Annotated in this window: 23 protein-coding genes and 1 riboswitch; of the genes, 15 read left to right on the top strand and 8 right to left on the bottom strand. The window is 73.4% G+C overall.

The features are described from left to right. Positions 1 to 282: 282 nt before the first annotated feature. Together IF30_RS43310 and IF30_RS0108155 are read right to left on the bottom strand one after the other, a co-directional pair. The gene (locus IF30_RS43310; RefSeq protein ID WP_234322635.1) at positions 283 to 1,449 is read right to left on the bottom strand and encodes a polysaccharide deacetylase family protein; all 1,167 of its coding nucleotides are present in this window, start codon (positions 1,447 to 1,449) and stop codon (positions 283 to 285) included. 336 nt (positions 1,450 to 1,785) lie between these two features. Continuing rightward, the gene (locus tag IF30_RS0108155) at positions 1,786 to 3,612 is read right to left on the bottom strand and encodes an AMP-dependent synthetase/ligase (RefSeq protein WP_030234077.1); all 1,827 of its coding nucleotides are present in this window, start codon (positions 3,610 to 3,612) and stop codon (positions 1,786 to 1,788) included. Positions 3,613 to 4,320: 708 nt separating this feature from the next. On the opposite strand from IF30_RS0108155, the gene IF30_RS0108150 reads away from it, so the two are divergent. The 5 genes from IF30_RS0108150 (at position 4,321) to IF30_RS47590 (ending at position 9,564) form a co-directional block, all read left to right on the top strand. After that, positions 4,321 to 7,356 carry a nitrate- and nitrite sensing domain-containing protein gene (locus IF30_RS0108150; protein ID WP_051709470.1) on the top strand — a complete coding sequence of 1,012 codons (3,036 nt, stop codon included), beginning with the start codon at positions 4,321 to 4,323 and terminating at the stop codon, positions 7,354 to 7,356. Then, positions 7,353 to 7,772: a roadblock/LC7 domain-containing protein gene (locus tag IF30_RS0108145; RefSeq protein ID WP_030234070.1), complete on the top strand. Its 420-nt coding sequence runs from the start codon at positions 7,353 to 7,355 to the stop codon at positions 7,770 to 7,772. Before IF30_RS0108150 ends, IF30_RS0108145 begins: the two co-directional genes overlap by 4 nt. Before the next feature lie 173 nt (positions 7,773 to 7,945). After that, positions 7,946 to 8,428, top strand: a complete 483-nt coding sequence (locus IF30_RS49145) for a DUF742 domain-containing protein (RefSeq protein WP_420791128.1) — start codon at positions 7,946 to 7,948, stop codon at positions 8,426 to 8,428. A gap of 88 nt (positions 8,429 to 8,516) precedes the next feature. After that, a complete protein-coding gene (locus tag IF30_RS0108135) occupies positions 8,517 to 9,059 on the top strand; it encodes a GTP-binding protein (RefSeq protein WP_030234066.1) in 543 nt (180 codons plus the stop codon). A gap of 361 nt (positions 9,060 to 9,420) precedes the next feature. Next, the gene (locus tag IF30_RS47590) at positions 9,421 to 9,564 is read left to right on the top strand and encodes a hypothetical protein (RefSeq protein ID WP_158834833.1); all 144 of its coding nucleotides are present in this window, start codon (positions 9,421 to 9,423) and stop codon (positions 9,562 to 9,564) included. A gap of 464 nt (positions 9,565 to 10,028) precedes the next feature. On the opposite strand, the gene IF30_RS49140 is transcribed toward IF30_RS47590, so the two are convergent. Next, positions 10,029 to 10,319, bottom strand: a complete 291-nt coding sequence (locus tag IF30_RS49140; RefSeq protein WP_030234064.1) for a hypothetical protein — start codon at positions 10,317 to 10,319, stop codon at positions 10,029 to 10,031. 46 nt (positions 10,320 to 10,365) lie between these two features. On the opposite strand from IF30_RS49140, the gene IF30_RS44965 reads away from it, so the two are divergent. Further along, positions 10,366 to 10,920: a winged helix-turn-helix domain-containing protein gene (locus IF30_RS44965; RefSeq protein WP_234322633.1), complete on the top strand. Its 555-nt coding sequence runs from the start codon at positions 10,366 to 10,368 to the stop codon at positions 10,918 to 10,920. Between the two features lie 260 nt (positions 10,921 to 11,180). Here IF30_RS44965 and IF30_RS0108115 read toward each other — a convergent pair whose 3' ends face one another. Continuing rightward, positions 11,181 to 12,173, bottom strand: a complete 993-nt coding sequence (locus IF30_RS0108115) for an aldo/keto reductase (protein WP_030234059.1) — start codon at positions 12,171 to 12,173, stop codon at positions 11,181 to 11,183. Between the two features lie 582 nt (positions 12,174 to 12,755). Here IF30_RS0108115 and IF30_RS0108110 point away from each other — a divergent pair. The 4 genes from IF30_RS0108110 to IF30_RS0108095 are packed head-to-tail and all read left to right on the top strand — an operon-like array spanning position 12,756 to position 15,542. After that, the gene (locus IF30_RS0108110; RefSeq protein ID WP_030234057.1) at positions 12,756 to 13,322 is read left to right on the top strand and encodes a TetR/AcrR family transcriptional regulator; all 567 of its coding nucleotides are present in this window, start codon (positions 12,756 to 12,758) and stop codon (positions 13,320 to 13,322) included. 44 nt (positions 13,323 to 13,366) lie between these two features. After that, complete coding sequence (locus tag IF30_RS0108105) at positions 13,367 to 14,002, top strand: DUF4865 family protein (protein WP_030234053.1); 636 nt, start codon at positions 13,367 to 13,369, stop codon at positions 14,000 to 14,002. 17 nt (positions 14,003 to 14,019) lie between these two features. Continuing rightward, positions 14,020 to 14,532 (top strand): carboxymuconolactone decarboxylase family protein, encoded by a 513-nt coding sequence (locus IF30_RS41105; RefSeq protein WP_267884512.1) that lies wholly within the window; start codon positions 14,020 to 14,022, stop codon positions 14,530 to 14,532. Then, positions 14,529 to 15,542 carry a hypothetical protein gene (locus IF30_RS0108095; protein ID WP_078891218.1) on the top strand — a complete coding sequence of 338 codons (1,014 nt, stop codon included), beginning with the start codon at positions 14,529 to 14,531 and terminating at the stop codon, positions 15,540 to 15,542. Before IF30_RS41105 ends, IF30_RS0108095 begins: the two co-directional genes overlap by 4 nt. Before the next feature lie 400 nt (positions 15,543 to 15,942). On the opposite strand, the gene IF30_RS0108090 is transcribed toward IF30_RS0108095, so the two are convergent. Next, positions 15,943 to 16,707, bottom strand: a complete 765-nt coding sequence (locus tag IF30_RS0108090) for an SDR family NAD(P)-dependent oxidoreductase (RefSeq protein WP_030234044.1) — start codon at positions 16,705 to 16,707, stop codon at positions 15,943 to 15,945. Positions 16,708 to 16,848: 141 nt separating this feature from the next. Here IF30_RS0108090 and IF30_RS0108085 point away from each other — a divergent pair, with 141 nt between their 5' ends. Together IF30_RS0108085 and IF30_RS0108080 are read left to right on the top strand one after the other, a co-directional pair. Further along, the gene (locus IF30_RS0108085) at positions 16,849 to 17,469 is read left to right on the top strand and encodes a TetR family transcriptional regulator (protein WP_030234042.1); all 621 of its coding nucleotides are present in this window, start codon (positions 16,849 to 16,851) and stop codon (positions 17,467 to 17,469) included. A 273-nt stretch (positions 17,470 to 17,742) separates the two neighbouring features. Beyond that, a complete protein-coding gene (locus IF30_RS0108080; protein WP_030234041.1) occupies positions 17,743 to 18,885 on the top strand; it encodes an alpha/beta hydrolase in 1,143 nt (380 codons plus the stop codon). Positions 18,886 to 19,041: 156 nt separating this feature from the next. Here IF30_RS0108080 and IF30_RS0108075 read toward each other — a convergent pair whose 3' ends face one another. Beyond that, positions 19,042 to 19,371 carry a MoaF-related domain-containing protein gene (locus IF30_RS0108075; protein WP_030234038.1) on the bottom strand — a complete coding sequence of 110 codons (330 nt, stop codon included), beginning with the start codon at positions 19,369 to 19,371 and terminating at the stop codon, positions 19,042 to 19,044. Between the two features lie 413 nt (positions 19,372 to 19,784). Beyond that, a riboswitch (cyclic di-AMP (ydaO/yuaA leader) is annotated at positions 19,785 to 19,950 on the top strand. A 1-nt stretch (position 19,951) separates the two neighbouring features. On the opposite strand from IF30_RS0108075, the gene IF30_RS44960 reads away from it, so the two are divergent. Continuing rightward, positions 19,952 to 21,247, top strand: coding sequence for a glycoside hydrolase family 16 protein (locus IF30_RS44960; protein WP_078891217.1), 1,296 nt, complete (start codon positions 19,952 to 19,954; stop codon positions 21,245 to 21,247). A 129-nt stretch (positions 21,248 to 21,376) separates the two neighbouring features. Here the strand turns inward: IF30_RS44960 and IF30_RS43305 are convergent, their stop codons facing one another. Both IF30_RS43305 and IF30_RS0108060 read right to left on the bottom strand, forming a co-directional pair. After that, positions 21,377 to 22,168, bottom strand: coding sequence for a hypothetical protein (locus IF30_RS43305; RefSeq protein WP_158834829.1), 792 nt, complete (start codon positions 22,166 to 22,168; stop codon positions 21,377 to 21,379). 203 nt (positions 22,169 to 22,371) lie between these two features. Continuing rightward, a complete protein-coding gene (locus IF30_RS0108060) occupies positions 22,372 to 23,169 on the bottom strand; it encodes an IclR family transcriptional regulator (RefSeq protein WP_030234029.1) in 798 nt (265 codons plus the stop codon). Positions 23,170 to 23,369: 200 nt separating this feature from the next. On the opposite strand from IF30_RS0108060, the gene aceB reads away from it, so the two are divergent. Beyond that, positions 23,370 to 25,031, top strand: coding sequence for a malate synthase A (aceB, locus tag IF30_RS0108055; RefSeq protein ID WP_030234025.1), 1,662 nt, complete (start codon positions 23,370 to 23,372; stop codon positions 25,029 to 25,031). Between the two features lie 146 nt (positions 25,032 to 25,177). After that, complete coding sequence (locus IF30_RS0108050; RefSeq protein WP_030234022.1) at positions 25,178 to 25,579, top strand: gamma-glutamylcyclotransferase; 402 nt, start codon at positions 25,178 to 25,180, stop codon at positions 25,577 to 25,579. The last annotated feature ends 225 nt before the right edge of the window (positions 25,580 to 25,804 follow it).

Below are 25,804 nucleotides of genomic sequence, written 5' to 3'. Positions count from 1 at the left end.
TCAGGGCAGCGGAGAGGATGCTCATCGCGCATGGTCCCTTCGGAAAGGTGCTCGCTCGACTGTCGGCCGGCCCACTGCTCTGTGGCCGACGCCGCGCTGCACGCCCCCATTAGAGCCGCGTCGCCGAAGTGCTGTCAACGAGCGTGGTCGTTCGCCATCGGAGGGGAGGGAGATCGGCCGTGGACCGTGCGGTCGGCCTCGACGGCGCGGTCGAGCGGATCGCCGCCCGTGCCCCGCGCCGGCGCGGCGGGTCGGTGACGGCCGGCCTCGGGGCGTGTCGGGTCAGTGCAGGTAGTCGACCAGGCCGGCCGGCTTGAGGCCGGCGGAGTCGGCGGCCGCCAGGGCGCGTTGCAGATCGGCGGCCAGGGTGTCGGTCCAGTGCAGCAGGACGACGTCGCCCGGCTGCAGCGGGCCCGGGTGCCAGATGGTGGACGCCCCCTGGCTGAAGTCGGCGTCGGCGGTGAGCACGGTGCGGATGCCGCAGTCGGCGGCGGCCTGCAGGGTGTCGGCGTTCCAGGTGAAGTACGGCGGGCGGAAGACGGTCGGCGGGGTGCCGAAGATGCGGGTGATGGCGTCGTGGGCGTCGCAGATCTCGACCTGCTGCCGGTCCGGCGGGAGCGTGCTGAGGTCCGAGTGGGAGACGCTGTGGTCCTGGATCGAGGAGCCGGGCACGGCGGTGACGCGCTGGAAGTAGGCCGGGTCGGTGCCGGCCGGCATCGGCAGCGGGAAGGCGGTGATCGGCAGCCGGTGGTCGGCGATGAACCGCTCCGCCTCGGGGGTGCGCTGCCAGCCGTCGTCGACGGTGAAGAAGACGACCTTGTCACTGGTCGGGACGGAGCCCGACGCGACCGCCGGGGCCGGCGCGGGGCCGTCCACCCGGACGTCGTCCACCGAGAACGGGCCCTGCTGGTACCAGCCGTGCACGTACAGGCGGATGCTGTGCGCGTTCGGGCCGGTGGTGAAGCGGGTGGTCAGCAGCTCCCAGCCGCCGCCGGTGTTCTCCGTCCAGGCGGGCGGGACGTCGTTGCCGGTGCCGGTGGCGCTCAGGTGGACGTAGGCCCCGCGCACCCATGCGGAGGCGGTGTAGGCGGTGGCGGGCTGGACGGAGACGGTCTGCGCGCACTCGCCGGTGGAGTCGGCGTCCGCCGGGGTGACGGTCAGTGCGGAGGTGCCGGAGTGCGGGGCGGTGGTGGTGACGGCGGCCTCGGCCGGGCCGCCGGAGCAGCTCCAGCCGGGGATGCTGCCCCGGTCGGCGAGGCTCGGCGACGGCACCTCGAAGCCTGGATTGGTGGCCAGGTTGACGGTCGGGGCGCCGGGTGCGGTCGGGACGCTCGGGGCGGCCGCAGCGGCGGCGGTGGAGGCGGAGGCGGCCGGGGTGGCGGTGGCCGGGGCGACGAGGGCGGTGAGCAGCGCGACGGCGGCGGCCGACGCAGACAGGCGCATGGGCATCGGCACGTGAGGACTCCAGCGTGTGGGGGCGGCGCCCGTGGGGAGGGCGTGGGCGGGATCGGGGCCGTGGCACCGGGGCGCTCCCGGAGGGGGTGGGAGCGGAGAGGTGGTGGTGCGCCGCACTCGGACCGAAGAGCAACAATGGACTGGACCAATCGGCCCGTCAAGGGAGTGGCAGGTGAAGCGGCGAGCCGTCGCGCCGGATTGGCGGCTGACAAGACGGACCGTCAAAACCACTACACCGAAGGCCGATCACAAGCGGAGCAGGAGGAAATCGAGGGGGATCAGGAGAGGGGCGGGGAGGAGCGGGAGAGGGGCGGGGAGGAGCGGGAGAGTTCAGGAGAGGTAGAGCTCCTCGATGTCCGCCGCGTAGTACTCCGCGACGGCCGCTCGCCGCAGCTTGAGCGAGGGCGTCAGCAGGCCCTGCTCCTGGCTGAACTCCCGTGGCAGCAGCCGGAAAGCGCGAATGGATTCGGCCCGCGACACCGCCGTGTTCGCCGCCGCGACCGCCCGCTGGATCTCGACGTGCAACTCCTCGTCCGCGAGCACGGCCCACGGGTCCAGCTGCTCCCGCCCGCGGGTCTTCAGCCAGTGCGACAGCGCCGCCGGGTCGAGCGTGATCAGTGCACCGACGTACGGTCGGTCGTCGCCCACCACCAGGCACTGGGAGACCAGCGGATGCGCCTCGATCCGCTCCTCCAGTGCCGCCGGGGCGAGGTTCTTGCCGCTGCTGGTGACGATCAGGTCCTTCTTGCGGCCGGTGATGGTCAGGTAGCCGTCCTCGTCCAGCCGGCCCAGGTCCCCCGTCGCGAACCAGCCGTCGACCAGCGAGTCGGCGGTGCACTGCGGGTGGTTGAGGTAGCCGGCGAAGACCGTGCCGCCGCGCACCCACACCTCGCCGTCGTCGGCGATCGCCACCGAGGCGCCCGGCACCGGCTGCCCGACCGTGCCGAGCTTCTGCCGCCCGGCCGGGTTGGCGGTGATCGCGGCGGAGGTCTCGGTCAGCCCGTACCCCTCGTACAGCTGCAGGCCGGCGCCGGTGAAGAACAGGCCCAACTCGCGTCGCAGCGAGGAGCCTCCGCACATGACGCTGCGCACCCGGCCGCCGAGCACCGCGCGCAGCCTCGGGTAGACGGTCCGCTCGTACGCGAGGTGGCGCAGCCGGAGCCCGGCGCTCGGGCCGGGGCCGCGGCCGAAGGCCTTCTGCTCCCGTGCGGCGGCCCACTCGACGGCCACCTGCCTTGCCTGCTCGAAGAGTTCGCCGCGTCCGGTGTCCTCGGCGGCCCGCCGGGCCTGCTGGTGGATCTTCTCGAAGACGTACGGGACGGCGTGCAGGAAGGTCGGCCGGAAGCTCTCCAGCGCGGGCAGCAGCGCGTCGGTGGAGACGTCGGGCACGTGGCCGATCCGGAAGCCGCCGCGGATGGCGGCGATCTGCACGGCCCGCCCGTAGACGTGGGCGAGCGGCAGGAACAGCAGGGTGCCGGGCTGGGTGCCGCCCGTGTCGCGCAGGACGTCGCCCCAGCCGGCGAGCAGTGCGTCGCCCTCGGCGGCGAGGTTGGCGTGGGTGATCAGGCAGCCCTTGGGGCGGCCGGTGGTGCCCGAGGTGTAGACGACGGTGGCGACGTTGCCGGCGGTGACGCCGAGGCGCTGGCGGTGGACCAGGGAGTCCGGCACCCCGCGGCCGTCCTCGGTGATCACGGTGACGCAATCGCGGTCCAGCTGCCAGATGCCGGTCAGGTCGGGCAGGGCGTCGCAGACCGCGCCGACGGTCATCGCGGCGTCCTCGTCCTCGACCAGGCAGGCCACCGCCTGGGTTTCGGCGAGGATCCAGCGCACCTGCTCGGGGGCGGCCGTCGGGTAGACGGGGACGGTGATGGCACCGATCGACCAGAGCGCGTAGTCGAACAGCGTCCACTCGTAGCGGGTGCGGGACATCAGGGCGACCCGGTCGCCGTAGCGCACGCCGTGGGTGAGCAGGCCCTTGGCCAGAGCGAGCACCTGGTCCCGGAACTCCCGGGCGGTGACGTCCTGCCACCGTCCGTCGGCCGTCCGCCGGGACAGCTGGACCAGGCCGGGGGTGCGGTCGGCGGTGTCGTACAGGGAGTCGGCGAGTCCCCCGGTGGCCTCGGGCGCAGCCGGGGCGGGGTTGGTGAACTCGCGCACAGCCCTCCCCCGTTCGCGTTTCCCGGCGCGGTCTGCCGGCCCGCCCTCCGGCCGCCGGGGCGACGGCGCCCGGGCTGCGCGGGTGGAGCGAAACTATCGGATCGGCCTGCCACTTCCCAGCGTTGTGACGGTGACGCGACGAGATCGGCACGGGTCCGGTCGGATGGTGTCGCTGTCGGGGAGGCACCGGGGAGGACTCGCGGAGACCGGGAGAAGGGGGAGGGAAGGAGGGGGGAAGGCGGCGCGGGGGAGCAGGGGACGGCGCGGGAAGTCCAGGAACGTCCCAGGAACACCCAGGAAGGACTCAGGGAGCGTGCAGGGAGGAAACGGGAGGAATCGGAAGGGCGCGAAGCGGGGCGCGAGGGGCGGCGGAAGGCCGACGGAAGGGCGGCGGAAGGGGCGGACGGAAGGGCGCCAGACGGCCGCGGAAGCGGGTCTGCGAGCGCCGCACGGCCGGCCATTCCGGGCATCAGGGGATGATCCGGGCGCGGAACGGGGCTGATCACACCCGGTTCCTGACGTGTGCGGGGCAAGGCCGGTGCGCGGACTGGTTCGACCCTCGAACGAGTGGTCAGGGCGTAGTAGAGTCGCGCAGACCTGTGGCCGGGAACCCCCTCCGAATCCCTCATCACGTCCCCATCGCGTCCGACCGTTCCCGCCGCCCCCACCCTCCCCGTCCGCGCCTGGCACTTCCCGACCGAGGACTCCATGCGTCTGCGCAGCAGCTCGATCCGCGCGAAGATCATCGCGCTGCTCCTGGTGCCCATCGTCGCCCTCATCGCCCTGTGGGTGTACGCGTCGATCGCCACCACCGGGGACGTCTGGAACCAGCTGAGGATCAGCCGTACGTACAAGGAGTTCGCGGGCCCGGTCGACCAGTACGCCACCGACCTGCAGAACGAGCGGCGAGCCGCCGTCCAGCGCCTGGCCGACCCGCGCTCGCCCGTCGCCCGGGACGCCTACGAGCACGCCAAGGCCCTCACGGACCGCAGCCTCGACGTGCTGCGGCAGAAGAAGGACAGCGACGGCGGCAAGCTCTCCACCCCCCAGCGCGGCCGCTTCGTGCAGATCACCGCCGCCGCCGACCAACTCGGCCCGCTGCGCGCCCAGGTCGGCCGTGCCGCGCTGAACTGGGAGTTCGCGCTGGACCAGTACAGCGACCTGGTCAAGCCGGTGTTCGGCTTCCGCTCCGCCTACGTCGCCCGGCAGACCGGTCAACTCCCGCGCCAGGGGACGATCCTGATCGAGCTGGTGCGCGCCCGCGAGTACCTGTCGCAGGAGGACGCGGCGATGGAGGGCCTGCGCTCCGGCGCCGGCAGGCCCACCCCCGAGCAGTACCAGGTCGCGCTGGACGCCCTGCACAACCAGCAGGCGCTGTTCACCGTCTACATCGCCGAACTCGAACCCGCCGACCAGTCCGACTACATCGCGCTGCGCGGCGGCGAGGCCTGGGGCGCACTGGCCCGCGCCGAGGCCGACTTCGTCGGCGCCGGCGGCCCCGACCGGGTGGTCCAGGCGCTGAACAGCGACTCCTGGCGGCAGACCGCCGACCGGGCACTCGGCGACCTCGCCTCGATCAACAGCCGGATCTCCGCCGGCCTGGACCAGCGGGCCCGGTCCGCCTCGATCGGGATGCTCTGGCGCGGCGGCATCGCCGGTGCGATCGGCCTGGTGGCGGTCGTCCTGTCGGTGGCGATCTCGTTCCGGATCGGCCGGGGCCTGGCCCGCGAACTGATCGGCCTGCGCAACGCGGCCAACGAGCTGGCCGGCACCCGGCTGCCGTCCGTCATGCTGAGGCTGCGCCGGGGCGAGCCCGTGGACGTGGCCGCAGAGGCGCCCGAACTGCACTTCGGGGACGCCGAGATCGGCCAGGTCGGGCAGGCTTTCAACGCGGTGCAGCGAGCCGCCGTCGAGGCCGCCGTCGAACAGGCCGAACTGCGCCGCGGCGTCTCGGCGGTCTTCGTCAACCTGGCCCGGCGCAGCCAGGTGCTGCTGCACCGGCAGCTCACCCTGCTCGACACCATGGAGCGCCGCACCGAGAACCCGGCGGAGCTGGAGGACCTCTTCAAGGTCGACCACCTCACCACCCGCATGCGCCGGCACGCCGAGGGCCTGATCATCCTGGCCGGCGGCTCGCCCGGGCGCGCCTGGCGCAAGCCGGTGCGGATGGTGGACGTCGTCCGGGCGGCCGTCGGTGAGGTCGAGGACTACGCCCGGGTGATCGTCCGGCCGCTCCCCGGCACCGGCCTGCTCGGCAGCGCCGTCGCGGACGTCACCCACCTGGTCGCCGAACTGGTCGAGAACGCCGCGGTGTTCTCCCCGCCGACCACCCAGGTCACCGTCCAGGGCGAGGTGGTGGCGCACGGCTTCGCGCTGGAGATCGACGACCGCGGGCTCGGCCTGAGCGACCAACTGCTCGCCGAGATCAACGAACGCCTCGCCGTGGAGCAGGAGTTCGACCTCGCCGACACCGACCGGCTGGGCCTGTTCGTGGTCAGCCGACTGGCCCGGCGGCACGGCATCCGGGTGCACCTGCGGCCGTCCCCGTACGGCGGGACGACGGCGGTCGTGCTGATCCCGCGCGAACTGCTCGCGGAGGCGTCGGACGGACTGTCGGAGCCGCCCGCAGGTCGGCGGGCGGCGGTCGCCGGCGGTCGGCCCGGGCAGCGGGACCTGGCCGCGGTGCCGGGGGCTCCGGCCGGGCCGTCGGCCGCTTCCCCGTCCGGCTCTGCCGCGTCCTCCGCCGGGACCTCGCCCGGGCCGGCGTCCGGGCTCGCGGCTGCTGCGGGGTCCGGCGACCATGCGGCAGGTCGGCATCGGGTGACGGGCGGGCCGCGGCCCTCCGCGCCGGATGCGGGGCGGACGGCGGGCGGTCTGCCGCGCCGGGCCTCCCGGGTCAGGAGCGGGCCGGCTCTGGTTCCTGTGCCCGGGGCGGACGCCGCGGAGCCGCCGGGTGCGGGGCGGCACCGGCGGGAGGACGTCGTGGTGGCTGCCGCGGCGGAGGCTGTCGCGGCAGCTGCCGCCGCGGAGAGCGCCGCTGCCGAGACGGCCGCTGTCGGTGAGGCGCCGCCGGTGGAGGCCGAGGCCCGGACGCCGGGCGGTCTGCCCCGGCGGGTCCGGCAGGCGAACCTGGCGCCGCAGCTCAGGGAGCAGCTCACCGAGCAGCTGAAGGAACGATTCCGCAGTGCGGGCGGGTCAGAGGCCGACGCCCGGGCCGACACGGCCGGGGCCGCGCGCGGCGCTCACCAGAGCCGGGAGGCCCGGGAGACCCGGGAGGTCCGGGAGCGCTCGCCCGAGGAGGCCCGCGCCACCTTCGCCTCGTTCCAACGCGGCTTCACCCGGGGGCGGGGCGCCACGGCCCCGGCCGAGAAGAGCCGCGAGGGCTCGACCGGCGACCGTGCCACGGCCCCGACGGACCGCACAGACCGCACGGACCGCACGGACCGCACAGCCCGGGGGAACGCCCGGTTCACCGCCGTACCGGTCTGGCAGCCGCCGGACCAGTCCCGCCGGGCGATCAGCCCGGCACCCGCCCCGGCGGCGCTGCCCGCTCCCTCGGACACCGGCCGGGCGCCGCTCGTCCGCCGGCCGTCGCCCGGGCAACCGGTGCACCGGAATCCGGCCACCGGATCGACCGGATCAAGCGGATCGACCGGATCGCCGGTTCCGCCGGCCTCACCCGCATCACCTGCACCATCCGCATCACCTGCACCACCCGCTCCAGCGGAAGGAACTGATTCATGACCACTTCGACGCAGCCGTCCGGGGACCTCAACTGGCTCCTGGACGACCTGGTGGGGCGCGTGGCGGCCCTGCGGCACGCGGTGATCCTCTCCAGCGACGGCCTGGCCACCGGTGCCTCCGGCGACCTCGACCGCGAGGACGCCGAGCACCTGGCCGCCGTCGCGGCCGGATTCCACAGCCTCGCCAAGGGCGCCGGCAGCCACTTCAAGGTCGGCGGCGTGCGCCAGACCATGGTCGAGCTGGACGAGGCGTTCCTGTTCATCACGGCCGCCGGTGACGGCAGTTGCCTGGCCGTGCTGAGCGACGCCGAGGCCGACATCGGCCAGATCGCCTACGAGATGGCCCTGCTGGTCAAGCGGGTCGGCGAGCACCTGGCCGCCGAACCACGTACCGAAACCGCCCCGCCGGGGAGGTGAACGGGCCGATGGCGGATCCGAAGGCGGATGTGCCGGACGGTCCGGAAGTGCCGGTGGGCACGGCCGGGCCGTCCGGCGCGGAGGCGTCGCCAGACGCGGGCGCGGACGCGGGCGCCGACGCGTCGCCGGGCGGTGACCCCACGACGGGCGCCGGCGCGGACGCGGGAACGGACGTGGGCGCGCCCACGGGCCAGGACGCGCCCGCTCCGGCAATCGCGGAGCAGCAGGCCCCGGACGGGCCGGATGTCGACCTGTTCCTGCCCCGCGCCCCGGTCGAAGACCGCTGGTTCGACGACGAGGCCGGCCCCGTGGTGCGGCTCTACTCGATGACCCGAGGCCGCACCCGGCCGGTCGAGGAGGGGCTGTTCGACCTGATCTCGCTGATCACCGCCGCCGAGCCCGGCCCGGGCGCCGGGGCCGTGCCCGCGCACGTCCTCTCCCCGGAGCACCAGACGCTGCTGGTCCTGTGCCGCCGCGAACCGCTCTCCGTCGCCGAACTCGGTTCCTTCACCGACCTGCCGGTCAGCGTCGTGCGGGTGCTGCTCGGCGACCTCTACGACGCCGACCTGATCAGTGTCACCCGACCCGTTCCGCTCGCCGAGCTGCCGGACGAGCGCCTGCTGCGAGACGTGATCAATGGACTCCGTGCGCTCTGACCACCACGCCCGCCCGGACGGTCTCGCGTCCCGGACCGCGGACACCGACGACCCGCCGTGGCGCGGCGGTCCGGCCGCCGCGGTCAAGATCCTGGTCGCGGGCGGCTTCGGCGCGGGCAAGACCACCCTGGTGGGCGCGGTGAGCGAGATCCGGCCACTGCGGACCGAGGAGGAGCTCAGCGAGCTGGGGCGGCCGGTGGACGACACCTCGGGCGTGGAGGCGAAGCGCACCACCACCGTGGCGATGGACTTCGGCCGGATCGACCTGCGGCCCGGCCTCGCGCTCTACCTGTTCGGCACCCCCGGGCAGGACCGGTTCTGGTTCGTCTGGGACGAGTTGGCCCGCGGCGCACTCGGCGCCCTGGTCCTCGCCGACACCCGGCGGCTGGCCGACTGCTTCCCGTCGGTCGACTTCTTCGAGCAGCGCGGCATTCCGTTCGTGGTCGCGGTGAACTGCTTCGACGGCAGCGAGTGCTTCTCGCCGGAGGAGGTCCGCGACGCGCTCGACCTCGACCCGGACATCCCGGTGCTGCTCTGCGACGCCCGGCTGCGGGAGGACGGGAAGGACCTGCTCGTCGCGCTGGTCGAGCACGCCGCCGACCGCCGCCACCGCGCGGCGCCCCGGGCCTGATCAGGCCGAAAGCCCAGGTGCGGTACCCCGGTTCCGGACCGGCGCTCCGGCCGACGTCTCATTCGGCAGTCCGCATCCCGGACGGCCGGTGCCCGGAAGGTTGCCTGGACAGGCCCGGCCGTGGAAGGCTCTGTGGACGAAGGCCGCCCGGCCATGCCGTCGGAACCGTCGGAACCGTCCGAACCGTCCGAACTGTCCGAACCATCGGAACCGTCGGAAAAACCGGGACCGTCGGAAACGCCCCGTTCGCAAGGGCGTTGACCATCGGCGGACGGCCTTCGACGACGATCCGGCGAATCACCGTCGGCGCGCACCGGAAACGCTGCGTCGTCGCACGCGGAACCAGGGGGAGGGCAGCAGGATGACCGTCGGCAGACGACGCATCACCACCGCCGTGTCCGCGTCCCCCGCGCGCCGTTCCGCCACCGCGGCTCCCGTCACCGCGGTGCTCACCGTCCGCCGCTACATCGACCACGCGCTGACCTGCAGCGCGTGTTGTCGCTGACCGGCCTGCCCCACCCCCGGTACGTCCCCGGCGCTCCCGGCCCACCAGGCCGCCGCCCGACGCACCGCCACCCCGTCGACCAGGCCGAAGCGGACACCGCCGTCCGGCGTGCCCGCGGCCGACCAACCGGACCCGCCCAGCGGAGAGACCACCAGTGAACATCGTCTGCCTCAGACCGTCCCCCGGCGTCGCCGGCCGAGCCCGAACGACCGGTCCGGCCCCCACGACGTGCGTGGAAGGCGGACGGACCAGGCGGTGGAACGGGCGCGCGATTCGTGCCGCGGACAGCCGCCGGGGTCGCCCCGACCTCGAACCGTTCTGGCCGTCCCGGCAGCCGCACCTGTTCGACCAGACGTGTCCGGGCTCGCCCAGCGCGTCCCGGCCCTCCGCCCGCTGACCCGGTTCGATCCGGTCCAGCCCCGGCAGTGCGCCCGGTCGACGCGCAGACGACTCCACCCCGTCCGTCACGCGCGAAATGAGCGACACACCATGTCTTCTTCTTCCACGGCCACCCTGCCCCTGCCCGCCGCGACCCCGCACCTGCGCGCGGTCCGCTCGGTCCCGTCCGGCCCGTCCGGCCCGTCCGTCCCCTCCGTCAGCCCGGGCGTGCCCGGAACCGCCGGCGGCTCCGGACCGTCCGTCCCCCCGGCATCGGCATCGGCATCGGCATCGGCATCGGCATCGGCATCGGTATCGGCGTCGGTTGCCGAACGATGGCCCGGAGCGGCCCGCCCGTCGGCCACGCCGACGACCACCCCTGCGCCGCACCCGGGCGCGGTCCTTCCGCCGGCACCACCGGCGCTGCTCGCCGCGCTGCCCGAGGGGGCGGCCGTGGTCGCCACCCTGCCGCAGGGTGCGCTGCCGCAGGCGCTGCTCGCCCAGTACGGCACCCAGTTCGGCGGTGCGAACGGCAGCCCGATGGTCGGGTACCTGGTGCTGGTGCCGGCCGAGGCGGCGCCGGAGACCCAGGTGCTGCCCGGCGTGCCCGGCGTGCCCGGCGTGCCCGGTGCACCCGGCGTGCCCGGTACCCAGGCTCCCGGGGGCAGCCGCCCGGCGCGTACGGCCGGGCGCGGCATCAGTGTCGACAGCGAGCGACGCAACGCCTACGTCGACGGTCGGCTGCTCGACCTCACCTACCTGGAGTTCGAGCTGCTGGCGCACCTCACCGAGCACCCGCAGCGGGTGCACACCCGGGACCACCTGGTCTCCGCGGTCTGGGGCTACGGCCACGTCGGGGACGGACGGACGGTCGACGTGCACGTCGCCCGACTGCGCCGGAAGCTCGGACCGGCCTACCGCGACACGATCGTGACGGTCCGCCGGGTCGGCTACAAGTACACCCCGGCCGCCATCTGACGGCGCGGGCTCCTCATCGCCTCTTCCGCGCTCCTGCTTTCCTGCTCGACGCAGCGGCGGACTCGCCGGCCCTTCGCAATGGCCGGCGAGTCCGCGCTCGCGGATGACAGCTGACAGGCGACAGCGTTCGAAACCGGTCACCTGTCACCTGTCAGCTGTCACCTCATCTACCATCTGTTAGCGCTCACCCACTCGCCGCGAACTCCCGGCCCAACAACCCAACAGCCCAGCAGGCCGAACAGTGCATCAGGCTGAACAGCTCAACTGCTCAGCCGGTCGATCTCCGCCAGTTCCTCCGCCGTCAGCGGACCGCCGGCCAGCGCGTCGAGGTTCTGGTCCAGCTGGTTCACGCTGCTCGCGCCGATGATCACCGAGACCACCCGCGGATCCCGCAGCACCCAGCACAGCGCCAGCTGCGCCAGTGTCTGCCCGCGCCTCTCCGCGACCTTGTTCAGTGCCCGCAGCTGCTCCAGCTTCGGCCCGGTCAGTGCTTCCTCCTTGAGGAACTTCCCCACCGACATCCGCGAGCCGGCCGGCACCTCGCCCGACAGGTAACGATCGGTCAACAGGCCTTGGGCGAGCGGCGAGTAGGCGATGAGGCTGGTCTGGGTGTCACCCACCGCGTCCAGCACGCCGCCCTCCTCCACGCGCCGGTTGAGGATCGAGTACACCGACTGGTTCATCAGCACCGGAGTCCCCAGCTCCCGCAGGATCGCCACCGCCTCCCGGTGCTGCTCCGCCGGGTAGTTGGAGATGGCGGCGTACAGCGCCTTGCCCGAGCGCACCGCGCTGTCCAGCGCCCCCATCGTCTCCTCGATCGGGGTTTCCGGGTCGTAGCGGTGCGAGTAGAAGACGTCGACGTAGTCCAGCCCCATCCGGTCCAGCGACTGGTCGAGGCTGGCCAGCAGGTACTTGCGGCTGCCGCCGATGCCGTACGGGCCGGGCCACATGTCCCAGCCGGCCTTGGTCGCGATGAACAGCTCGTCCCGGTACGGCCGGAAGTCCTGGGCGAACAGGTAGCCGAAGTTGCGCTCGGCGCTGCCGTACGGCGGGCCGTAGTTGTTCGCCAGGTCGAAGTGCGTGACGCCCCGGTCGAAGGCCCGGCGCAGCACCGCCCGCTGCACCTCCAGCGGCTGGGTGTCGCCGAAGTTGTGCCAGAGCCCGAGCGAGACGGCGGGCAGCAGGACGCCGCTGCGGCCGGCCTTCCGGTAGGTCATCGATGCATAGCGGTCATCCGCGGCGAGGTAGTTCATGGCGGACATCCTGCCAGTCGGCGCCGGTCGATCAACCCCTTGCCCAGCATCCGGCCGGTGCTGGTGTCCGCGCAGGATCGGGTGCGAACCGGGGGTGGGGGCGGGGCGCGCGCCGGGGGCGGGGCGGGGGTGCGATGACGGTCCGGGCCGGAGGTGGCCGCCGGGTGGGGGAGCATCACCGGGAGCCGGCGCTCCTCCGTCAACTCCTGCCGCCCGCCGGGGGAGCCTCGGTCCCGGGCTGCCCGGTGAGCAGCAGCTTTCCTTCGGTCGGCTGGCGGTGCGCCCGGCGGTCCGACGCGAACTCCCGTAGCTGTCGGGTCGGCGCCCGCCCGCGCAACGCGCCGTGCACCCCCCAACGGGTGTGACGCCGACGACCGCCTGTGACGTGACGCGCGCCACCAGGGGTGCCGGAATGCCGTTGCGCCGCACGGGGGATGACGAACCGTCGAGGGGCCGTGGCCGCCGGGGGGCGGCGCACGGCCCTCTGTCGCCGGACGCCCTTCCCGGCGGGCCGCCCCGCCTCTGCGGTTCCGCCCGGTTTGCCACTAGCGCTCTGTACCTATTGGTATGTACAGTCGAGGCATGAGCACCCAGGACCGCCTCATCGAGAGCACCCAGGCACTCCTCTGGGAGCGCGGCTACGTCGGCACCAGCCCGAAGGCCATCCAGCAGCGCTCCGGAGCGGGCCAGGGCAGCATGTACCACCACTTCAGCGGCAAGCCCGATCTCGCCGCCGCCGCCCTGCGCCGCACCGCCGAGCAACTGCGGGGCGCCGCCGCGGCCGACCTCGACGCCCCCGGCACCGCGTACGACCGCATCGCCGCGTACCTGCGCCGCGACCGCGACGTACTGCGCGGCTGCCCGATCGGCCGGATGGCCCAGGACCCGGACGTCGTCGCAGACCCGCAGCTGCGCGCCCCCGTCGAGGAGACCCTCGACTGGCTGCGCGGCCGGATCGCCGAACTGGTCGCCGAAGGCCAGGCGACCGGCGAGTTCGCCCCCGCCCCCGACCCGGCCGACACCGCCGCCGCCCTGGTCGCCGTCGTCCAGGGCGGCTACGTGCTGGCCCGCGCCGCGAACAGCGCCGAGCCCTTCGACCGCGCCGTCCGCGGAGCGCTCGGGCTGCTCGCAGCGCACCGCGCGGCCTGACCCGCTGTCAGGAACCGTACGTCCAGGACCCGAGGAGCCCCGCCGTGCACGCCATGCAGTACGAGATCACCCTCCCGGCCGACTACGACATGGACATCATTCGCAAACGCGTCGCCGACAAGGGCCATCTGCTCGACACCCACCCCGGCCTCGGCCTCAAGGCCTACCTGGTCCGCGAGCGCGGGCAGCAGGGCTCGCCGGTCAACCAGTACGCGCCGTTCTACCTCTGGCGCACTGCCGAGGGCATGAACGGCTTCCTCTGGGGCCCGGGCTTCCGGGGCCTGAGCGCCGACTTCGGGCGCCCCGCGGTCCGTCACTGGCTCGGCACGGGCCTCGCGCACGGCACGGGCCTCGCGCACGGCACGGCGGGCCAGGCCCCCGCCGGGACCCACGGGGTGGAGAAGGTCTGGACCGCCGCTCTGACCACCGCCACCCGCGAGACCGTACGGCTGCCGGAAGGCGCCGACCCGGGGGAGGCCGTCGAGCAGGCGCTCGCCGGGCTCCCCGCGCACCCGGACCTGCACACCGCGGCCGTCGCCGTGGACCCGAGCCGCTGGGAACTGCTCCGCTTCGCGCTGTGGCACGGCCCCGCTCCCGAGGAGGTGCCCGGCACCCGCTACCAGGTGCTGCACCTCTCCCGCCCCGAACTCGACCGGCTGCCGTCCGGCCGACACTGGTGAAAGGTTTCCTCGTCCCGATGACCACCGCACCGATGACCCCTGTCACTGCGACCCCCGACCCCGAGACCCCCGACCTCGCGGCCCCCGACCCCGCGGCCCCCGCCTCGGCGCTGCAGCCGCCACCGGCGTCCACCGGCCTCACCCAGGCCCCGCTCGACCGCGAAGCCGGCTACGCCCTGCTCGCCGAACTCGCCGGCCCGGCCGCCGCCGCCACCCTCCGCGGACTGGACTCCGTCGCCCCCGGCTTCCCGGACTGGATCGTCACCAGCCTGTTCGGCGGCACCTACCAGCGCCCCGGCCTCGCGCTGCGCGACCGTCAGATCGCCAACCTGGCCGCGCTCACCGCCCTCGGCGGCGTGGAGCCCCAGCTGGCCGACCACGTCCGCAACAGCCTGGGGGTCGGCATGACGAAGGAGGAGATCACCGAGGTGATCGTCCACCTCGCGCCCTACGTCGGCGTTCCCAAGGCCCTGGCCGGCCTGCGCGTCGCGACCGCGACCTTCGCCGAAGCCGCCGGGAGCCAGGCATGAGCCCCGCCGTCCCAGCCGTTCCGACCACCGGCACCGTCCCGGCCACCGGCACCGTCCCGGTCACGGACCCCGTCCCGACCGTCCGCACTGTCCGCACTGTCCGCACTGTCCGCACCGTTCTCGGAGACGTCGACCCCGCCGCACTCGGCGCCACCGACTCCCACGACCACCTCTTCATCCGCAGCCCGCTGCTCCCGGGCCAGGAACTGGACGACCCGGCCGCCGCCGAGGACGTCCTGCGGGCCTTCGCCGCCGCCGGCGGCCGCTCCTTCGTCCAGTGGACCCCGCAGGGCATGGGACGCGGCGCGCACTCCCTCGCCGCGCTCTCCCGCGCGACCGGCGTCCACATCGTCGCCGCCACCGGTGCGCACCAGGCCGTCCACTACCCGCAGGGCTCCGCTGCCGTTCGCGGCGACGACCTCGCCGAACGCTTCGTCGCCGACCTCACCACCGGGCTGCCCGGCACCCCAGGCGGTGTCCGGGCCGGGTTGATCAAGGTCGCGGGCGACCCGGGGCCCGCCACCCAGCACACCCGTCGGACGATGGCCGCCGCCGCCGAGGCCCACCACGCCACCGGCGCCCCGATCGCCGTGCACCTCGAACCCGCAGGCGATCCGCACTGGGTCCTCCACCGGCTGCACGTCCGGCACGGTGTCCGTCCCGACCGGATCGTCCTCGGCCACCTCACCCGGTTCCCCGACCGGTCCGTGCACCGCAGCCTCGCCTCCGAGGGCGTCTACCTCGCGCTGGACAGCCCCTCCCGGATCGGCCACCCCGACGACCTCCAGGCCTTCGACGTGATCTCCGACCTGGTCGAGGAGGGCCACGCCGCCCGACTGCTCCTCGGCGCCGACACCACCACCCGCACCGCCCGGCAGGCCGACGGCCCGACCCGTCTGCTCACCGACCTCGCCCCGCGTCTCGCCCGCACCTACGGGCCCGAGCTGCCCGGGCTGCTCCTCACCGCCAACCCGGCCGCCGCCTTCGCCGCCGACTGGCGCACCCCATGAGCCCCGCGGATCCGGCCCCCACGTCGTCCCCGCTCCGGCGGCCGGGCTCCTCCGCCGGGACTTGAACCCGAGCAACCCTCCGGCCCCTGCGTCGCCGAGCCCGGTCGGTTCCGGTCCCGGTCCTGGGTCCTGGGTCCTGGGTCCGGCGTCGGTTCCGGTTCCGCCGTCGGTTCCGGCGGCGGCGCCGCGCTTGCGGTCGGCGGGTTCCAGGGCGGCCGGCAACCGTGTGCGGGACGGTCGCGCGGCTCGCCTCCACCGCCGCCACGGGTTCATCCTCGTCACCCCGCCCGGTGAAGCCGTCGGCCAACTCGTCCGCGAACTCGTCGGCGGACTCGTCATGACGCAGCCCCTCCTCGGGGCCGCAGGCGGATACCGCCGTCGGGGGCCGTCGGGCGGGCGGTCACATGTGGGTGCCGCCGTCGATGCGGAGCTCGGTGCCGGTGACGAAGGCGCCGTCGTCGGAGGCGAGCATGGCGATCACGCCGGCCACGGTCTCCGGGCCGGCGAAGCCCTGGCCGAGGGCGGGGCAGAGCTTGCCGAGCAGGCTGAAGTCGGCGTCGGCGGGCAGGCCGGGGTTGTTGGTCATGCCGCTGTCGATGCTGCCCGGCGCGACGCAGACCGCGCGCAGGCCCTGCTTCGAGTACTCCGACGCGATGGCGTGGGTGAAGGACTGGATGCCGCCCTTGGTCGCGGCGTACGCGGCCATGTAGGGGTGGGCGAAGCTCGCGGAGGTGGAGCTGAAGTTGACGACCACGCCCTTGCCGCCGGCCAGCAGTGCGGGGAGCGCCTCCCGGGTCATCAGGAAGGTGCCGGTGAGGTTGACCGCGAGGAGCTTGTTCCAGAACTCCAACGTGGTCTCGTGGGTGTGCGAGGAGCGGAGGATGCCGGCTGCGTTGACCAGGACGTCGAGGCCGCCCAGTCCGGCTGTCGCCTCGGCCACGCCCGCGACGACGGCGGCCTCGTCGGAGATGTCCAGGACCCGGATGGTGAGGCGGTCCGTAGTGCCGTCGGCGGTCGCGCGGTCCAGGGTCCTCTTCAGGCCGTCCTCGTCGACGTCGACGGCGACGACCGTCCCGCCCTCGGCGAGGATCCGGTGCACGGTCGCCTGACCGATGCCCGAGCCGCCGCCGGTGATCAGGACGTTGCGTCCGCTGAAGCGCTCCATGGTGGTACTCCGTTCGGTTCGTTCGCGGTCTCTCGACCTCGCGGGACACGGTACGCCCAAGTGGCACGTCGTGCCAAAAAGACGCGACGCGCCATAATGTCTTGGTGTGCCACTGTGGCACCGTGCGCTTAGGCTGGCCCCGTGACCGGACGTCCCACCCTCAACCAGCGCCGCCGTGACACCACCCGGCTGGAGATCGCCCGCACCGCCGCCGCGCTCTTCGCCGAACGAGGCGCGGACGCCACCACCGCCGAGGAGATCGCCCTCGCCGCAGGCATCTCGCTGCGCACCTTCTACCGGTACTTCTCCGTCAAGGAGGACGCCGTCGCCCCGCTGCTCGCGGCCGGCGGGCGGCAGTGGGTCGACCGGCTCGCCGACGGCTCGGCGGACCTGCCGCTGCGCGAGGCGCTGGAGAGCGCGGCGGCCGCGTCCCTGACGCCTGCCGACGAGGCGGGCGCCGAAATGATGCAGTGGACCCGCAGCCTGCTGCGCGACCCGCGACTCGAAGGCACCTGGCAGCGCGTCCACGCCGAGTCGGAGGTGCGACTGCGCGCGGTCCTCGCGGAGCGCTGCCCGGCGGACACCGACCCGCTGGAGATCCGGCTGGCCGCGGCAGCGGCGACCGCGGCGATCCGGGTGGCCCTGGAGCAGTGGGCCTCGTCCGACGCCCCCGCCACCGGCCCGGGTTCCCCCCGGGACCTCGGTGCGCGGTGCATGCGCGAACTCACGGAGGGGCTGCGGCTCTGGAAGCGGGTGGCCTGATCCGGCGCCCTTGTCGGTCGCGCCGCCCATGCCCGGGCGGGCGGTCGCCGGCAACTACCGTCGGCAGTCGGCAGTCGGCAGTCGGCAGTCGGCAGTCGGCAGTCCGCAGTCCGCCGGCGTCCGGCAGCCTCCCTGTCCCCTCCCAGCCGTCATCAGCTTTCTCCCAGCTACCGCTAGGGTTGGTCCTCGCGCCCCGGCCGGGGAACCGGGGTGACCTCCTCGGATGTCCCCAGCGGTGGGGACTGGAGTTCGAGGCGTGGGAGCAAGCAGGACATGGGTCTGACGAGCCACAAGGTGTTGGCGCTGACCGTATTGATCGCCGTCGTGATGATGGCCGGCACGGTCTGGCTGTGGCCCAGACTGGCCAGGAAGTCCTGGCAGGCGGTGCTCGGCCGGATCGGCGCGCTGCTCGCCACCCAGCTCACGGTGCTTGCCGCGCTGGGCCTGGTGGCGAACAACTACTTCGCGTTCTACAGCAGTTGGGACGACCTGCTGGGCACCGGCGACACCGGCCCGGTGGTCATCCACAACAAGGCGGACGCCTCGGGCCGCCTGCTGGTGGAGACGATCGGCCGCGCCTCGGTCAAGGGCGGCGGCGCCCTGGGCCGTGAGCCCGCCCAGTCCGGCGAGATCCGCAAGGTCCGCATCGACGGCGCGGTCAGCCGCCTGTCCACCGAGGGCTACGTCTACCTGCCCCCGCAGTACTTCCAGCCGGAGTACGCCCACCGGCAGTTCCCGGCCGTGATCGTCAGCACCGGCTTCCCCGGAATCGCGGAGAACCTGATCACCCGGTTCAACTACCCGGGTGCGGCGCTCAAGCTGTTGCAGGAGGGCCGGATGCAGCCGACCGTCATGGTCCTGATGCGGCCTTCGCCCGCCCTGCCGCAGGACACCGAGTGCGAGGACGTCCCGAACGGTCCGCAGTCCGACACGTACTTCACCAAGGACGTGCCCTCGGCGATCCAGGCCAGCTTCCGGGTGTCGTCGGACCCGCAGGCCTGGGCCTTCATGGGTAACTCGACCGGCGGCTACTGCGCGCTCAAGCTGGCCATGCGCCACCCGGACGTCTTCCCGACCGCCGTCGCCCTCTCCGCCTACTACGAGGCCGCCGACGACCCGACCACGGGCGACCTCTTCGGCGGCAGCAGGCAGCGCCGCGACGAGGCGAACCTGATGTGGCGGCTGAAGAACCTGCCGCAGCCGAAGGCGTCCGTCCTGCTGGCCGGCACCAAGAAGGGCGACGGCAACTACCGCCAGGAGACCGAGGCCTTCGTCAACGCGGTGCGCAGCCCGATGACGGTCTCGTACAGCATGCTGGAGAAGGGCGGCCACAACTTCGAGACGTGGAGCGCGCTGCTGCCGTCCTCGCTGGAGTGGCTGTCCCAGCACCTCAAGGTGCCGAACCAGACCGCCTGACCGCCTGACCGCCCGACCGCCCGACCGTCTGGCCGCCCGACCGCCCGACCGCCTGACCGCCCGGCCGGCCCCGAGGGCGGGGCGACTGAGGAACAGGCTGCCGAACGACCCGCACCCCCGGCGCCCGAGGCCCCGGGGGTGCGGTGGTCACGCGGCTCAGGCGACCTGCTCCAGCGTCCCGGTGTGCAGCTCGCCGACCCGGCCGCCCTCGCCCTCGAAGGTCCAGAAGGCCCGCACCGTCAGCTTGCCGAGGTCCATCACATGGCTGACGGTGATCCCGCTCTGCTCCGTCCAGCTGACGAAGTACACCTCCGGCGCGACCTCGGCGACGTGCAGCCGCACGTCCTCCCACTGGCCCGCGGACTCGCCGAGGCCCTCCCAGCGCAGCCGAGTGCCGTCGGCCGAGTAGGTGTTGCGGAAGGCCGCGCCGTTGTCGGCCCGGAAGAGATAGGTGCGGCCGGCGAAGGCGGGCAAGGGCACGATCATGGTGGGGCGGCTCCTCGTGTCCGTGTTCGGTGCTCTCGTGCACTGCTCTTGTGCACTGCGGAAGATGTCAGGCCTCCAATTTATCCGACCGGGTGCACTCGGTCGGTGCTTTGCCGAGGTCCGGTCCGTGAGACGCACGGCCCGGGGGGCGTCATGGTGGCGCGGGCGGTCGCGACCGCGTGGAGCCGGCCCGGACCCCGGAGGGTGGGAGCCGGTCGACGCCTGGCTCGCCTGACCGTCGGCATTGATCCAACTCGGCCGCGACGCAGCGTCGTTGATCGACACCACTGTGAGCTGCACGACAACCGGGCCGACGGAGTTGTCCGTTCACGGACGGTCTGCCTAGCCTGCAACGGTCGTCCGCCCTCGCGGACCCCGCCGCCGGGACGCCGAGTCCCGTCCACCCGTCGGCGGGTCACCGAGCACCACAGCGGACGGGAGCGGGGGAACCAAGGTCGGCGCCCGGTCCGTGTGCTCATCCGTACGGACCGCGGCTAGGGGTGAAGCCGTTCCACAGGCGGCCGGGCAACTGCAGCCCGAACCCGACAGCTCACCTCGCAGGCGTCGCAGAGGTCATCTCATGCCCAAGCCTGCCCAGCGCCACGCGCCGCGCCACGCCCGCCCCTCCCGCCGCGGTCGCAACGCCGCACTCGCCGCCACCGGGGCCCTCGCCGTCACCGGTGCCGGCCTGCTCGGACTGCCGTCCGTCGCCGGTGCCCAGGCGGCCACCGCGCCGACCGTCACCCAGGACCGCCTCGGCCCCGCCACGATGGTCGCGGGCCAGGCCGCCACCGCCTCGCTCGGCCTGCACTCCTCGGCCTGCTTCACCGCGAAGACCGTGGGTGTGGGTGTGCGCGACGCCCGCGGCACCAACCTGGACTTCCCCGGCAACGCCGCCAACGTGCAGATCTGCCCGAGCGGGGTGAACTTCACCAGCGGTGCGCGCACCCTGCCCGCCGGGACGTACAGCGAGTTCGGCTTCTGGCAGGACCTCGGCGGAGCCTGGCACAACCTGCCCGCGCAGCAGCTGGTGGTCTCCGCCACCGGCACCTCCACGCCGGCCCCGTCCCCGACGGCCACCCCGACCGCCACGGCCACGCCTACGGCCACCCCCACGCCTACGGCCACCCCCACGGCGACCCCGAGCGCCACGGCGAACCCGACCACCCCGGCGCCGTCCTCCCCGGTCGCCGGCAAGTCGCTGACCTGGTCCGACGAGTTCAACGGCCCGATCGGCTGGGGCCAGCGCTGGATCGGCGACAAGAGCACGGCCTACAAGTACGGCAACCACAACCCGGACGACAACAAGCTGGACTGGCTGAACAAGAACAACGTCAGCGTCGCCAACGGGGTCGCCACCTTCACCGCCACGCCCGGCGGGCCGGCACTGGAGAACGGCACGCAGTCCTGGAACACCGGTTTCCTGACCACCGAGGGCTCCAGCGAGGGCTTCCAGGTGAAGACCGGGGACTACGCCGAGACCCGGGTCAAGCTGCCCTCCGGAACCGGCGCCTGGCCGGCCCTGTGGACGTGGAAGAACGGCAACGGGGAGATCGACTCCTTCGAGTACCACCCCGACAATCCGAACCTGCTGGAGCTGACCAACCACGTCAACCCGGGCAACCCCGACTACTACACCGACGCGAAGGCCATCGCGAAGGACCAGTGGGTGACCGTCGGCACCTACTACGGCGCCAACTCGGTGGACTGGTACGTCAACGGCGTCAAGGTCTTCTCGGACGGCAAGGGTGTCGGCGCCAACTGGTCGGCTTACCTGATCCTCAACCTGTCGGTGTGCGCGGGGAAGTACCACCCCGCGCCGCAGGGGACCGCCCCGATCACCATGGCCGCCGACTACGTCCGCGTCTACCGGTAGTCCCGGGTCCGCGTAGCCCGGGTCCGCGTAGCCCGGGCCCGCTTGGCCCGGGCCCGCTTGGCCCGGGCTCGCGTGGTGCCGGACGGCCGTAGACCCGGGCCCGCCGCGTAGTCCGGGGACCAGCCGCTCTCAGGAACCGGCAGCCGTTGCGACGACCGTGATGTCGAACGGCTGCCGGTTGCCGTCCTCGCGCTGGTCGTCCGCGCCGTGCACCGCGACCGAGCCGCCGTGGAGCGTGCCGACCGGCAGCTCGGGGGAGAGCCGGACCGGGACGAGCGCGGTCGCACTGCGCAGGGGCGGCAGGCCGGGCCCGAAGACGCAGCGCACCTGTCGACCGTGCTCCAGGACCCTGCACTCCTGGGGGAAGAACGGGCCCTCGGCGGTGACGCCCTTCGGCAGGGTGACCACGACGGTGAACGGTGAGGCGGTGGTGTCCGGGCCGCGGTTGGCGACGAAGGCGTGGACGGTCGTGGTGAGGCCGGGCGCCGCCGGATCCGGGTCGATCCGGACCACCACCAGGTCGGAGTCGGACGGCACGGCTGCCAGGGCGGGCAGGGTGGACGGCCCGGCGAGGGCGGGCGCCGGAAGCGTCGAGGCCCCGACCGGCGCCGGAAGCGTCGAAGCCCCGACCGGAGCGGGAAGCGTGGAGGCCCCGACCGGCGCCGGCAGCGTGGACGCGTCGGCCACCGCTGGCAGCACGGACGCCGCGGGCGCGCCCGGCGCGACGACCTCCACCGCCGGCCGCGGCTCGGGCCGCCGCAGTGCCCAGGACGGGCTGGTGACCAGGACCGCCACCGCGCAGCCCGCCGCAACCGCCGCGGCCCACCCGGCGCCGCCCGACGCCCTGCCCCGTCCGGCGCCGCCCGACGCGCTGCCGCTCGCGCCGTCCCGTACGGTGCCGCGCACTCCCCGGTGCTCCATGCCGCTCACCCTGCCCTCGTGTCCCGGCCGCCCGCGCCGTTGCGGGCCGCGTCCGCACCAGGGTGGCCGAGCCGACGACGGGACCGGTCACAACCCGCCCGCCGTCCGCTCGAAAGGAGGACGGTGGGTGTTCGCCGGTCCTCGGCCGGACTCCCCCTGCCGCGTCCGGCCCCTTCCGACGGCACGGGTGGGTTGACGAATCGTCAGGGGGCGAGGACCTGGCCCAGGCGGGTGGCGATCTGCTGCATCACCGGCACCAGTGAGGCGGCCCCGGCCTGCTCCTCCAGGGCCCGGATGCGGGCCTCCGGCCCGGAGACCGAGAGCGCGGTGGGCGTCGGCGCGCCCGGGACGGCGAGCGCGATGCAGCGGACCCCGATCTCCTGCTCCTGGTCGTCGACCACGTAGCCGCGCTCGCGGGCCTCGGCGAGCTGGCGGATCAGCTCCTGCGGGTCGGTGACCGTGTACTCGGTGTGCGCGGGCAGGGGGTTGGGGCCGAGGACGGCGCGGGCCTCCTCCTCGGGGAGCTGGGCGAGCAGGGCCTTGCCGACGCCGGTGCAGTGCGGTTGGACCCGCCGCCCCACCTCGGTGAACATCCGCATCGAGCGCCGTGACTGCACCTGCCCGACGTAGACCACCTCGCCGCCCTCCAGGACGGCCAGGTTGGCGGTCTCGCCGGTGGCCTCCATGAGTTCGGCCAGGTAGGGGCGGGCCCAGCTGCCGAGCAGGCGGCCGGAGGTCTCGCCCAGTCGGATCAGCCGGGGGCCGAGGGTGTAGCGGCGGGCGGTGTCCTGGCGGACATAGCCCTGCTGGACGAGGGTACGAACCAGTCGGTGGATGGTCGGCATCGGGAGGCCGGAACTGGTGGAGAGCTCGCTGAGGGTGGCGACGCCGCCGGAGTCGGCCAGTGCCTCCAGGAGTTGGAAGGCGCGCTCGACGGACTGCACGCCGCCGCTCGCGCGGTCGGAGCCTGTCGTCGATGCTGTGTCGGGGGTCGCGACCACCGGCGTTCCCTTCGCTGTCGGGGAGGAGTAGAGTCCCGGCGACTCTTTCAACAAACCGTTGAAATTCTGTATCGCGGAAACTAGTCTCCACCTTACAGAATCGAACTCGCCGACAGGTGGGTTCCGATCGAGGAAGTTCCCGAGGAAGTTCCCACCGGAACTCCCTTCGCCAGGCTCAACCGCTTAGGAGTGTCCTGCTCATGGCTGCAGATCAAGGACCCGCCGGCGCCTCCCCCGCCGCCCCGGTCGTCACTGTCGCCGGTCCTCGCGTCCACCGGGCGGAGGAGGTGCTCACTCCGGAGGCGATCGCCTTCGTCGTCGGCCTCCATCGCGCCTTCGAGGGCCGCCGGCAGGAACTCCTGGCCAGGCGGAAGGCCCGCCGCGCCGAGATCGCGGCAGCCGGCACGCTGGACTTCCTGCCCGGGACCGCGCAGGTCCGGGCCGCCGACTGGAAGGTCGCCGAGGCACCCCGCGCCCTCCAGGACCGCCGGGTCGAGATCACCGGCCCGACCGACCGCAAGATGGTCGTCAACGCCCTCAACTCCGGGGCGAGGATCTGGCTCGCCGACTTCGAGGACGCCACCTCCCCGACCTGGGAGAACGTGGTGAGCGGCCAGATCAACCTGATCGACGCCTTCGAAGGCCGGATCGACTTCACCACCCCCGCCGGCAAGGCGTACGCCCTCAAGCCCGCCGCCGAACTCGCCACCGTCGTGGTGCGCCCGCGCGGCTGGCACCTCGACGAGAACCACCTGCTGGTCGACGGCACCCCCGTGGCCGGCGCGTTCCTCGACTTCGGGCTGTACTTCTTCCACAACGCCGCCCGGCTGCTCGCCAAGCGCGCCGAGGACCCCGAGGACCCCAACTCCGGGCCGTACTTCTACCTGCCCAAGACCGAGAGCCACCTCGAAGCCCGGCTCTGGAACGACGTGTTCACCCACGCCCAGGCCGAACTCGGCATCCCGCACGGCACCGTCCGCGCCACCGTCCTGATCGAGACCATCACCGCCGCCTTCGAGATGGACGAGATCCTCTACGAACTGCGCGACCACGCGGCCGGCCTCAACGCCGGGCGCTGGGACTACCTGTTCTCCATCGTCAAGAACTTCCGCGACGCCGGCGAGCACTACATCCTGCCGGACCGCAACAGCGTCACCATGGCCTCGCCGTTCATGGCCGCCTACACCCGCCTGCTCGTGCGGACCTGCCACAGGCGCGGCGCCCACGCGATCGGCGGCATGGCCGCGTTCATCCCCAGCCGCAAGGACCCGGAGGTCAACGCCGCCGCGCTGGAGAAGGTCAAGGCCGACAAGGACCGCGAGGCCGGCAACGGCTTCGACGGCTCCTGGGTCGCCCACCCGGACCTCGTGCCGGTCGCCCGGGCGTCCTTCGACGCGGTGCTCGGCGAGCGGCCCCACCAGAAGGACAATCCCGGCCCCTCCGAACCGGTCACCCCCGCCCAGCTGCTCGACATCGCCGGCGCCGGCGGCACCTGCACCCACGCGGGGCTGCACAACGCCGTCCAGGTCGGCATCCGGTACATCGAGGCCTGGCTGCGCGGGATGGGCGCGGTCGGCATCTTCAACATGATGGAGGACGCCGCCACCGCCGAGATCTCCCGCTCGCAGATCTGGCAGTGGATCCACAACGGGGTCGTGCTGTCCGACACCGGCGAGAAGGCGACGGCCGAACTCGTCCGCACCATGGTCGCGGCGGAGCTGGCCGAACTCCGCGCCGAGCTGGGCGAGGAGAGCTACAGCGCCGGCCGCTGGCGCGAGGCCGCCCAGCTCTTCGAACAGGTCGCCCTGGCCGAGGAGTTCGCGGACTTCCTGACCCTCCCCGCGCTGCCCCTGCTGGGCTGAGCCCAACCTATCCGCCGGTGCCACCGCTGCCGCCTGCCAGGCTGTAGCACTCCGGCGGCCCGTTACTCCGTTCCGTACGGCGACGAATCCACCTGTCCTCTTGGCGCCGTACGGAACGGCCTTTTTCCACCTGAGGAGTCACACCGATGCCGCGCATCTTCTTCAACGGCCAGGCGATGGTCGGCGGTCCCTTCCACGCCAAGGTCGCCGACGCCCTGATCGGCCCGGCCAGGACCGCTCCCGGCTACCGCTTCTTCTCCATCGACCACAGTGGCGGGACGGACGTCTGCCCGGGGCTGCTGCCCGACCCGGCCGTCGACACCGCCATCGAGGGCGAGCTGTACGAGGTCGGCCTGGAACGGCTGAGGGACGTCATCCTGCCCGGCGAGCCGCGCGAGCTGGAGCTCGGCGTGATCAAGCTGGAGGACGGCTCCGCGTGCTTCTCCATGCTGCTCGCCCGGGGCGAGGTCGAGCGGGGCGTGCACCGCGAGATCACCCACCACGGCGGCTGGCGGGCCTACCTGGCGACGATCGGGCGCGACGCGTAACGGCCGGGCGGCCAGGCCGCTGCGAACGAACGGCAGCGAACGGCAGCGAACGGCTGACAGATGACAACGGTCATCATCTGTCAGCCGTTCGCTGTTTGTCGTGCCCGTTTGACGTTCGCCGTTCGCCGTTCGCCGTTCGCGGTTCGCCGTTGGCCGTCGGGCGTGCGTTCACGCCGCGGCCCCGGACCCTCGCCGTGGGTCCGGGGCCGCGTTCCGCGTACCCGC

This window comes from Streptomyces sp. NRRL S-350, from assembly GCF_000719705.1.
Classification (GTDB): domain Bacteria; phylum Actinomycetota; class Actinomycetes; order Streptomycetales; family Streptomycetaceae; genus Kitasatospora.
The sequence above is the reverse complement of the archived record's forward strand: the minus strand, read 5'-3'. Positions and strand labels throughout refer to the sequence as shown.

Excerpts from the sequence above, each read along its gene's own strand:
- IF30_RS43305 (WP_158834829.1), bottom strand. The coding sequence starts at position 22,168 with ATGGAGCACCGGGGAGTGCGCGGCACCGTACGGGACGGCGCGAGCGGC.
- aceB (WP_030234025.1), top strand. The coding sequence starts at position 23,370 with ATGGCTGCAGATCAAGGACCCGCCGGCGCCTCCCCCGCCGCCCCGGTC.
- IF30_RS0108145 (WP_030234070.1), top strand. The coding sequence starts at position 7,353 with ATGACCACTTCGACGCAGCCGTCCGGGGACCTCAACTGGCTCCTGGAC.
- IF30_RS41105 (WP_267884512.1), top strand. The coding sequence starts at position 14,020 with ATGACCACCGCACCGATGACCCCTGTCACTGCGACCCCCGACCCCGAG.
- IF30_RS0108090 (WP_030234044.1), bottom strand. The coding sequence starts at position 16,707 with ATGGAGCGCTTCAGCGGACGCAACGTCCTGATCACCGGCGGCGGCTCG.
- IF30_RS0108080 (WP_030234041.1), top strand. The coding sequence starts at position 17,743 with ATGGGTCTGACGAGCCACAAGGTGTTGGCGCTGACCGTATTGATCGCC.
- IF30_RS0108110 (WP_030234057.1), top strand. The coding sequence starts at position 12,756 with ATGAGCACCCAGGACCGCCTCATCGAGAGCACCCAGGCACTCCTCTGG.
- IF30_RS43310 (WP_234322635.1), bottom strand. The coding sequence starts at position 1,449 with ATGCCCATGCGCCTGTCTGCGTCGGCCGCCGCCGTCGCGCTGCTCACC.
- IF30_RS0108150 (WP_051709470.1), top strand. The coding sequence starts at position 4,321 with ATGCGTCTGCGCAGCAGCTCGATCCGCGCGAAGATCATCGCGCTGCTC.
- IF30_RS0108115 (WP_030234059.1), bottom strand. The coding sequence starts at position 12,173 with ATGAACTACCTCGCCGCGGATGACCGCTATGCATCGATGACCTACCGG.
- IF30_RS0108095 (WP_078891218.1), top strand. The coding sequence starts at position 14,529 with ATGAGCCCCGCCGTCCCAGCCGTTCCGACCACCGGCACCGTCCCGGCC.
- IF30_RS0108050 (WP_030234022.1), top strand. The coding sequence starts at position 25,178 with ATGCCGCGCATCTTCTTCAACGGCCAGGCGATGGTCGGCGGTCCCTTC.
- IF30_RS44960 (WP_078891217.1), top strand. The coding sequence starts at position 19,952 with ATGCCCAAGCCTGCCCAGCGCCACGCGCCGCGCCACGCCCGCCCCTCC.
- IF30_RS0108075 (WP_030234038.1), bottom strand. The coding sequence starts at position 19,371 with ATGATCGTGCCCTTGCCCGCCTTCGCCGGCCGCACCTATCTCTTCCGG.
- IF30_RS47590 (WP_158834833.1), top strand. The coding sequence starts at position 9,421 with ATGACCGTCGGCAGACGACGCATCACCACCGCCGTGTCCGCGTCCCCC.